Here is a 9,577-nt window from a genome sequence, read left to right on the forward strand (position 1 = left end):
GGTTCTCCTCTATCGTGTGCTTGGCGGTTCACGGTAGTCAGTTTCCTGATGGACTCCTCTTATTGTCAAACTTTTGCTGTCTCCCCGGCAGAGCCGGGGGATTTCCCATTATTGGTTAACCACCAAGGTGTTTGTCGATACGGTGCTGGCAAACGGTTGCCGCCTGAGCACACCCACGGAGCACAAGTGGCCGGTCGGGATGCTTGGCGAGAATGGCTTCACCGACCGTCTGTGGCGGTCGGTGAAATACCAATGTGTTTATCTGCACGCTTACGATTCGGTCGCTCAGGCGAGAACCTCGATTATGCAGTATGTGAAGGTACAATCGGTTCAGACCGCATTCGAGCCTGAAGCGAAAAATACCCTATCAGGCTTATACCGGCATGTTGCCTCCTCCGCGTGCCATACAAAGTCTCCATTGCTTGAAAATTATTTCCAACTAATAAGAGTCTTCGTCATAAAAAAGTTTTATCATTACTCTGCTTTTAGCGGTCAAGTTGGTGGGTTGTCCGCTCATATCATCGTGTTCAAGTTATTTTTTGGAGAACAATCATGTTACGTTCAACATTCTTATTGGTTTTAAGTGCGCTTATCTTTGGTTTTATTGGCAATGTTCACGCTGCCGATGCATCAGCCGGTGCTGAAGTGTTTGCCAACAATTGTATGTCGTGTCATTCAGGCGGAAAAAATTTAATAAATCCAGCCAAATCGTTAAGCATAAAAGATTTAAAAGACAACAAGATGGATTCTGAAGCAGAAATTATTACTTTGGTTACCAACGGTAAACCCCCGATGCCGGCATTTGGCACAAGCCTGTCTGCGGATCAAATTAAAAATATTGCTGCTTATGTGATGCAGCAAGCGAATGCAGGTTGGAAATAATAACGCGTTAAAGCCATGTAGCTCGTAGAATGGGATGCTCATCATGCGGCGCGGCGCAATACGGGAGTACTCAATTGCGTGCTACATGGCTAAGCAGCGGCTCCGTCGCAAATGTTTAAAAAGATCAAAACGACACCTCTTCGAACAAATTTCCGCCTTCAAGAGTCAGGTGCTGTATCTTAAACATAATCTGAATGCGCGGGGGATTGCCGCGCTGCAACATGAATTCATCGAAATCGCGCAATTGATTCAGGCGATGGAAAAAACGATCGCCGAAGCCCGCAGTTTTGTGGAGGTATTGTCCGATCGGAAAGCGTTGCCGACATCGGGTCATGTCGATAACCTAGACAGCCTTTTATATGTCGATTGATGTTTTTAACATACGAAGTCCGCTTCAAAATCCTGCAACAAGAAATTGGTTCCAATATATCAAACCCCGCTTTGGTTTGCCAAAACTCGGCTCGAGGAAACGTAAAGGCATCACGTAAATCAATCAATTACGCATAAACATCACCTTATCCAGCAAATAGTTGCGTTTACCGCCGATTCCGTTACACTCACAGCATTTATTCCTTTAAAGACCATACAAGCATGCGTGACGCAAATCCCAGAACCGTTTATCTGAAAGACTACACCGTACCGGATTATCTGATTCAAAACGTCGATCTGAACTTTACGCTGGACGAAGAAAACACACGGGTCGTTTCCAGGCTCACGATGTGCCGGAATCCGGCCAGCCGTTCGAGCGATACGTCCCTGACCCTGGCCGGCGAGAATCTGAAATTGGTCCGGATCGTGCTGAACGAGGACAACGAACTGGGCGACAAGGATTACTTGCAAACCCCGGATTCGTTGATTATTCATGATGTGCCGCAGCAGCGCAGTTTCGTGCTGACGATCGAAAACGTGATCGATCCCAAGGCGAATACCGCGCTCGAAGGCCTGTATTTGTCGAACGGCATGCTGTGCACCCAATGCGAGGCCGAAGGTTTTAGGAAAATCACTTATTTCCTCGACCGCCCCGATGTGATGGCCGTGTTCACGACCACGATCACCGCCGACAAGGACCGCTTTCCGGTATTGCTGTCGAACGGTAACAAGGTCGGCCACGGCGAGCTGCCGGACAATCAACATTGGGTGACCTGGAAGGACCCGTTCAAGAAGCCCTGCTACCTGTTCGCGCTGGTCGCGGGTCAACTCGAATGCGCCGAAGACCAGTTCACGACAATCTCGGGCCGGGACATTACCCTGCAAATCTTCGTCGAGAAGCACGACCTGGATAAATGCGGCCATGCGATGCAGTCGCTGAAGAACGCGATGGCCTGGGACGAACAGATCTACGGCCGCGAATACGATCTGGATCTCTATATGATCGTCGCGGTCAGCCATTTCAACATGGGCGCGATGGAAAACAAGGGCCTGAACGTGTTCAATACCAAGTTCGTGCTGGCGCGTCCCGATACCGCGACCGATGCCGACTACGAACATATCGAAGGCGTGATAGGACATGAATATTTCCACAACTGGACCGGCAACCGGATCACCTGCCGCGACTGGTTTCAGCTCAGCCTGAAGGAAGGCTTCACGGTGTTCCGCGACCAGGAATTCACCGGCGATCGCACCTCCAAAGCGGTCAAACGGATCGAGGATGTGAACATGCTGCGCACCCGCCAGTTTGCCGAGGACGCAGGCCCGTTGGCGCATCCGATCCGGCCCGATGCCTATATCGAAATCAACAATTTTTACACGCTGACGGTCTATGAAAAAGGCGCCGAAGTCGTGCGCATGCTGCATACGCTGCTCGGCTCGGAAGGCTTCCGGAAAGGCAGCGATCTGTATTTCGAACGCCATGACGGCCAGGCGGTCACCTGCGACGATTTCGTCAGCGCGATGGAAGCCGCGAACGGCGTCGATTTGAGCCAGTTCCGGCGCTGGTATACGCAGGCCGGTACACCGGTATTGAACGTCTCGCAGTACTTCGACGCCGGCCAAAACACGCTGTCTTTGACCTTCTCGCAATATTGCCCGCCGACGCCGGGGCAAACGGTTAAGGAGCCCTTGCTGATTCCGGTCACGACCGGCCTGCTGAACAAAGACGGCTCGCCGGCTCTTTCCCGCTTGCAAGACGGCGAAGCGGCCGAACAGGCCGTGCTGCAATTGACCAAGCAAGAACAGACCTTCGTCTTTAACGGTTTACAGGAAGAGCCGGTTGTTTCGGTATTGCGCGGTTTTTCCGCGCCGGTCAAACTGGCGATGAACCGGCCGCTCGATGAGCTGGCGTTCCTGCTCAGCCACGACCCCGACACCTTCAACCGCTGGGATGCGGGCCAACAACTGGCCGTGCAGGTGATCTCGGGGCTGATCGTCGACTATCAGGACGGTTCGGAACTGGCCGTCAATCCGCTGCTGATCGACGCCTATAAAAAGGTGCTGGCGCACCCGTGGGAGGACTTGTCCTATTTTTCATTGCTGATGACGCTGCCGTCGGAACTCTATCTGACCGAGCAAATGCGCGTGGTCGATGTCGAGGCGATTCATTTTGCGCGCGAAGCGGTCGCGAAAGCGCTCGCGGAACAACTGCGCGAACCACTCGAAGCGCTCTATCTGCAATATCACAGCGACGAATCCGGCCAATTCGATGCCAGGGCGATCGGCCGCCGCCGCATCAAAAACACCTGCCTGGCTTACCTCGCAAGGCTCGATGCGGAGTGGATTCAACATTGGTCGTTGCAGCAATTCAACAGCGCCAAGAACATGACCGATCAACTCGCCGCGCTGACCGTGATCGTGAACCATCCGCATCCGGCCGGACAGCAATGCCTGGACAGCTTTTACGAACAATGGCGGGACGAAGCGTTAGTTATCGACAAATGGTTTACAACCCAGGCAATGAGCCCGATGCCGGGCGCCTACAACAACGTGCTCAACTTGCTCGAACACCCGGCGTTCGACATCAAGAACCCGAACCGGGTCAGAGCATTGATCGGCGCCTTCTCGCAATCGAATCCCTTACATTTCCATGCCGCGAACGGCCAGGGCTATCAATTTCTCGCCGACCGTATTCTCGAATTGAACACTTTGAATCCGCAAGTCGCCTCAAGAATGGTCGGCGCACTGACCTCCTGGCGGCGTTATGACATGAAACGGCAGAGCTTGATGAAAGCGCAATTGGAACGGATCATTTCGACCGCGGCGATTTCGAAGGATGTGTATGAAGTGGCGGTGAAAAGTTTGGCTTAAAGGGATCGAACGGGTTATTCATTGCCGTTACCGTGAAATAACGGCATTGATGTATATCCTGCTTGACAAAAAGTATCACTTGATACATAAATACCATAAAAATGATACCTATGAGTTTTCCCTATGCTGCTCGTCACCCCCGAAAACATTGCTTCCGTGATGGAGCTGGAAATCATTCCGCATTCATTCTCCGAACTCGATCAGTTGGTAGCCGAAGGACTTCCCAAGAAAGCGCTCAAGGCGAGCGTCGAACGTATTTGTTCGTCCCTTGAAGAAAAAAAACAGCTGTTATACCGGATAGTGCCCGAGGCGACATACAAGCGCCGCCGCAACAAGCTGACCGCGGAAGAATCGGGCCGTGCCGAACGCTTGGCCAGGGTTTATGCGACCGCGCAATATGTGTGGGATTCCGACGATGACGCAAGAACGTTTCTGCATACGGCCCATCCCATGCTGGAAAACCAAACGCCCCTCGAGGTTTCGATGACCGAACTCGGGGCGCGCCGCGTCGAAGAACTGCTTTGGAAGCTGTTTTATGGCATCGCGGCTTGATGCGGATTTTCCGGATTGGCGACAACCGGCATCCGATTTGGGACGGCACGGGCGCGGCCATGGTCGGCGGCAGATGGAACAGTCCCGGCCGGCCGGTCATTTACGGCTCATTGAGTTATTCCTGCGCAATGCTTGAGATTCTGGCCCATGCGAACATCGGCCGCATTCCAAAGACGCATAGCTACATTGTCGCAGAAGCGCCAGACGACGTATCGCTAGAAATGCACGATCCCGACTCGCTTCCCCATAGCTGGGATATCGAAAACAGCGTAACCGCCAGGGCTTTTGGCGATCGATGGTTACAAGAATCCAGGACGGCGATATTGGTCGTTCCCTCGGTGATCGCCCGATTGGATGCAAACGCCTTGGTCAATCCGAATCATCCGGATGCGAAAAAACTAATCATCTCCCTTCCCGAAAGGATTATTTGGGACAAACGGCTTTTCGAAAGACAAGAATAATCCGCCTGGATTGAGTCATCAGTTTGGCGAAACGTTCCATTCGACGCTCCATGTCAAGCCTGTCCCGATAATTGCCTGTTAAATACAATCGATGAACAACCACCCCACCCTCCCCGCCGCCGAAGCTTTCAGGCTCTTGAGCGCATGTCATAAGATGTCCGTCATCGATGTCAGGTCGGAAGGCGAATATGCAAAAGCGCATTTTGCGAATACCGTCAATATTCCGATCCTTTCAGATTCCCATCGGCATGATGTCGGTCTGACCTACAAGACCGAAGGCTCGGAAGCGGCCAAAGCACTCGGACACGAACTGGTTAGCGGCGACTATAAAGACGCGCTGATTCGTCGATGGTGCGATTCGATCAACAGCCATCCAGAAGCACCGGCTTTGCTTTTTTGCTGGCGAGGGGGACTCAGGTCGCGCATCGCGCAGGATTGGGTTTATCAACAGGGCTATGAAGTACTTCGCGTCGAGGGCGGTTATAAAGGTTTACGGCACGAAGCGTTAACGGCGCTGGAAAAGCCGACTCCGTTTGTGATTATTTCCGGCATGACCGGTGCCGGCAAAACCCGTTTGTTGCATCGGCTTCCCCGCATTGTCGATCTCGAAGCCCTTGCCCATCATCGCGGCAGCGCGTTCGGATCGCACTTCGGCGCCAGCCAGCCGCAACAGGCTACCTTCGAAAACGAGCTGGCTCAGGCGCTATATCGGCTTGCGCCAAACTATGTGCTGGAAGATGAAAGCCCCAACATCGGCCGCTGTCATGTGCCCGACAATTTTTATGCGCGCATGACGACCGCGCCGATGGTCAGAATCGAAGCCCCGACCCGGCAACGCGCATTCGCCATCCATCAGGAATACATTCAAACGCCTTTGGCCGCCGGCATGCGCCTGGAGATGCTGGAACAAAACTTTCTTTACAATATCGAAAGGATCAAAAACAAGCTCGGCGGCCTGGAGTACGATAAAATCAAGATACTTTTGATTCGGGCGTTTGCTTTAGACGCCTTGGCTGAAGACAGCACGGACGCCCATCTCGATTGGATCGAACGGTTGCTGACGACCTATTACGACAAGCAATATCTCTATTCGCTGTCGTTAAAATCACGCAAGACCTTGTTTGAAGGCGCCTGGGAGGACTGCTTGGGTTTTTTACAGTCTCAACACCATGATTAATCGTGCCACGCCGATTGTTTCGGATCTGGTCCTGCTCGGTGGCGGGCACGCCAATATCCAGGTGCTCAAAATGCTGGCGATGCATCCGATCGGCGGCCTCAGAATCACCCTGATATCCGATCAGCCCCATTCGCCCTATTCCGGCATGCTGCCCGGCTATCTGGCGGGCTATTATGCCCATGAAGACTGTCATTTCGATCTCAGACGGATCTGCGAAAAACTCGGCCAGCGTTTCATCGAGGCCAAGATCATCGGAATAGACCCCGTGCGAAAAAAGATCCAGTTGGAGAATCGCGCCGATATCCGCTACGACTGCGCGTCGATCAATGTCGGCATCGCACCTAAAAGCATCGCGAGTTTGGCGCCGGCCTCCGCCGCTAAACTGATCCCCCTCAAGCCGATTTCACAATTCCTCGCTCATTGGGACCGGCTGATTGCAGACCTGAAGGCTTATCAAGGCCGAGAGCCTTTACCGCTGGCGCTGGTTGGCGCGGGCGCGGCGGGAGTTGAAATCGCGATCATCCTGAAAATGCTGATCGATCATAATGACTGGAACGCTGAAGTCAGCCTGATTCACCGGCATGAGTTTCTGGTTTCGGCCAAAGACCGCCGCGCCCAAAGCCAACTGTCAAAAACGCTCGACGCCGCAGGCGTCAAGGTCTTTCCGAATACCGAAGTGCTGCAATTACAGAATAATGGCTTGCTGCTGAAAGACGATCAAGGCCGTCTCCACACGCAGGACTTTTATCGGGTTCTGATTGCAACCCAGGCCGCCGCGCCGCCATGGTTTAAAAGCTCGGGGCTGCCGGTCAATCAAGACGGCTTTTTAAATGTCACCGAAAAACTGCTCGTCGAAAATGAGGATGCCCTTTTTGCCGCCGGCGACTGTATTCATTTCACCCCTTCGCCCCTGAAAAAAGCCGGCGTGTATGCGGTTCGGCAAGGCCGGATTCTTGAGCATAATATCCGTACTTTTTTCACCCGAAAGTCCGCGTTCAGAACCTTTCGCCCGAAAAAAGATGTGCTGTCCTTGATTACGATCGGCGACCGTAAAGCGCTGGTGCATCAGGACAGCGCATCGATCCTGCGCTGGATGTGGCCTACGCTGTTATGGCGAGTCAAAGACAGTATCGACCGGCGCTTCATGCAGCGTTTTCAGGCCCAGACATTCCCGGTAAAGCCTTCGCATTTCAAGCCGGTCATGCCCCGGCCAAAATTCACCTTGGTTCCGGAAGACTGGCACGAAAACACCTGCGGAGGCTGCGGCAGCAAATTGGCCGCCTCCACGCTGATGCCGAGTCTACATAAACTGACGATTCCGCAAGAAGACTCGGTGTTGCTCGGCGCAATGGATGGCGAAGATTGCGCGTTGACACGATTTTCCGAGCATAGGCTTTGCCTGCAAAGCCTCGACCAATTCCGCGCTTTCATTTCCGATCCCTATATATTCGGTCAAATTGCCGCCCAACATGCACTCAGCGATATCTATGCGATGGGCGGCGTTGCGAAGACCGCACAAGTCGGACTGACGCTCGGTCCCGCAACCGAGAGGATTCAGCGGGAAGATATTTTTCAGATTATGTCGGGCGTGCTGGATATTTTGACCCAAAGCGGCGCTTCACTGGTCGGCGGCCACACCAGCGAAGGCGCGGAACTTGCGATTGCAATGGCCGTCCAGGGCGAAGTCGAACCGAAGCAAATACTCAGAAAACAACTGACCCAAGCCGGCAGCCGCTTGATTCTAACCAAACCGATCGGCACCGGCGTGATCTTTGCGGCCAACATGCTGGCCCAGTCGAGCGGAAAATTGGTCGATGCAGCACTTTTTAGCATGCTGCAATCGAATAAAATTGCATTGGAAGCGATCCGCCGTTTCAATATTTCCGGTTGCACCGACATCACCGGTTTCGGCCTGTTGGGTCATGCCTTTGAAATGATGGGAAGAAACAGCGGCAATGCGGTAGGCGTCAAAATCGTCTATCGGGAGATTCCATTGTTCGACGGCGTTCAAGGCTTATTTGCAAGAGACTATTCCGCCTCGCTCTCCGAAAGAAATTATCAGTCTTTACGTTCGGTGTTAAGCAGCGACGTGAACCCTGTAAACTTTCCCGCGCTGTTCGATCCTCAAACCAGCGGCGGGCTTTTGTTTTCGGTGCCGTCCGGGCAAACGGACGACTGCCTGCAAGCCCTTCATCAAAGCGGCGTCTTAGAAGCCTGTGTGATAGGCGAAGTGATTGATCAGCATCAAATCATCGTTCTTTAACTCCGCGCCTGCCGTGGAATAAGGAATGGCCTGCCCCGGTTTTGCTTCATCAGGATAACAGCCAAAACCGAATCGCCGACATGCGCAACGTGTAGTCAGGATGAAACGTAGTGAAATCAGGGATTATCGGAGTTCGCGTATCCCCGGATTCCGCTGTGCTGCATCCGGGCTACTTGCTTAATGTCGCTCTATCATTGAAACTTCGATAAACCCCGCTGATAGGGCACACACCGTCCGGCAATAGGGATTGTGACCTTTTTTCTTATTTTCCGATCATAATGAGAACCATCTTAAACTGAGTATTTGCTTTTAAAGCATGCGGTGTATTTGCAGGCATTATGATCATCTCACCTTCTCTAACGGTAAATATTTCTCCAGATAGTGTTATATCCGCAACTCCGTCAATAATCTGGACGAGTGCATCAAAAGGCGCAGTATGTTCACTCAATCCCTGTCCAAGGTCAAAGGCAAACACAGTCACTGTTCCACCACTCTTATCTATTACGGTGCGACTCACAACTGATCCCGTCTGATAAGAGACCATGTTTTTCATGTTTACAACTACCCCGACAAGATTGTTGACGTCTGGCATTTGATTCTCCTTATGTTTTGTCTAATTGTTACTTGTTGGTTTGCTGCCAAACGGTAAATCAAGCGTGTCGAAGGCGCCAGTCCAGTCTAAAGGATAAATGCCGCGCCGACATCCCGGTAAAAAGCCGAATACCGCCAATCCCGCCCCCACGTCGCCAAGCCACGTTTAACCGGATTAATGGCGATGTAATCCATATGGCCAGAGTAATTCGATTCAGTGATAATTCAATGTTGCCAGTAACGCCGTTGCCAGAAAGTTAATTCGCAGTGTTTGATTTTGGATGCCGTCATCCAGTCTGAACCGTCCCGGTTTTCCCGGAGACTGTTAGTTGTGAGTCATGCTGCGAGAGCCGACTCGGAAAGTTGTTGATAATACCTTGTTTCCGCTTCTGCCGGAGGGATATTGCCAAT

8 protein-coding genes and 1 pseudogene are annotated in these 9,577 nt (G+C 52.4%); 8 read left to right on the forward strand and 1 reads right to left on the reverse strand.

What is annotated here, in order from left to right; genetic code table 11:
* Positions 1-208: 208 nt before the first annotated feature.
* The 8 genes and pseudogenes from U2W12_RS00375 to selD all read left to right on the forward strand — a co-directional run.
* Positions 209-443: pseudogene (locus U2W12_RS00375) on the forward strand (integrase core domain-containing protein); the annotation flags it as partial.
* A gap of 109 nt (positions 444-552) precedes the next feature.
* On the forward strand, positions 553-882 hold the full coding sequence (locus tag U2W12_RS00380; RefSeq protein WP_326498694.1) for a c-type cytochrome: 330 nt from the start codon (positions 553-555) through the stop codon (positions 880-882).
* Between the two features lie 85 nt (positions 883-967).
* Positions 968-1,252 carry a DUF2959 family protein gene (locus tag U2W12_RS00385; protein WP_326498695.1) on the forward strand — a complete coding sequence of 95 codons (285 nt, stop codon included), beginning with the start codon at positions 968-970 and terminating at the stop codon, positions 1,250-1,252.
* A 221-nt stretch (positions 1,253-1,473) separates the two neighbouring features.
* A complete protein-coding gene (gene pepN, locus U2W12_RS00390) occupies positions 1,474-4,122 on the forward strand; it encodes an aminopeptidase N (RefSeq protein WP_326498696.1) in 2,649 nt (882 codons plus the stop codon).
* Positions 4,123-4,245: 123 nt separating this feature from the next.
* Positions 4,246-4,674, forward strand: a complete 429-nt coding sequence (locus U2W12_RS00395) for an antitoxin Xre/MbcA/ParS toxin-binding domain-containing protein (RefSeq protein ID WP_326498697.1) — start codon at positions 4,246-4,248, stop codon at positions 4,672-4,674.
* Positions 4,674-5,135: an RES domain-containing protein gene (locus U2W12_RS00400; protein ID WP_326498698.1), complete on the forward strand. Its 462-nt coding sequence runs from the start codon at positions 4,674-4,676 to the stop codon at positions 5,133-5,135. The genes U2W12_RS00395 and U2W12_RS00400 overlap by 1 nt, the downstream gene beginning before the upstream one ends.
* A gap of 91 nt (positions 5,136-5,226) precedes the next feature.
* Entirely contained in the window at positions 5,227-6,312 is a 1,086-nt protein-coding gene (mnmH, locus tag U2W12_RS00405) for a tRNA 2-selenouridine(34) synthase MnmH (protein ID WP_326498699.1), read from the forward strand.
* Positions 6,305-8,575, forward strand: a complete 2,271-nt coding sequence (gene selD / locus U2W12_RS00410; protein ID WP_326498700.1) for a selenide, water dikinase SelD — start codon at positions 6,305-6,307, stop codon at positions 8,573-8,575. The genes mnmH and selD overlap by 8 nt, the downstream gene beginning before the upstream one ends.
* A 262-nt stretch (positions 8,576-8,837) precedes the next feature.
* Here selD and U2W12_RS00415 read toward each other — a convergent pair whose 3' ends face one another.
* Positions 8,838-9,167 (reverse strand): cupin domain-containing protein, encoded by a 330-nt coding sequence (locus tag U2W12_RS00415; RefSeq protein WP_326498701.1) that lies wholly within the window; start codon positions 9,165-9,167, stop codon positions 8,838-8,840.
* Between the last annotated feature and the right edge of the window lie 410 nt (positions 9,168-9,577).

Source organism: Methylomicrobium sp. Wu6 (assembly GCF_035916875.1).
Classification (GTDB): Bacteria; Pseudomonadota; Gammaproteobacteria; order Methylococcales; family Methylomonadaceae; genus Methylomicrobium.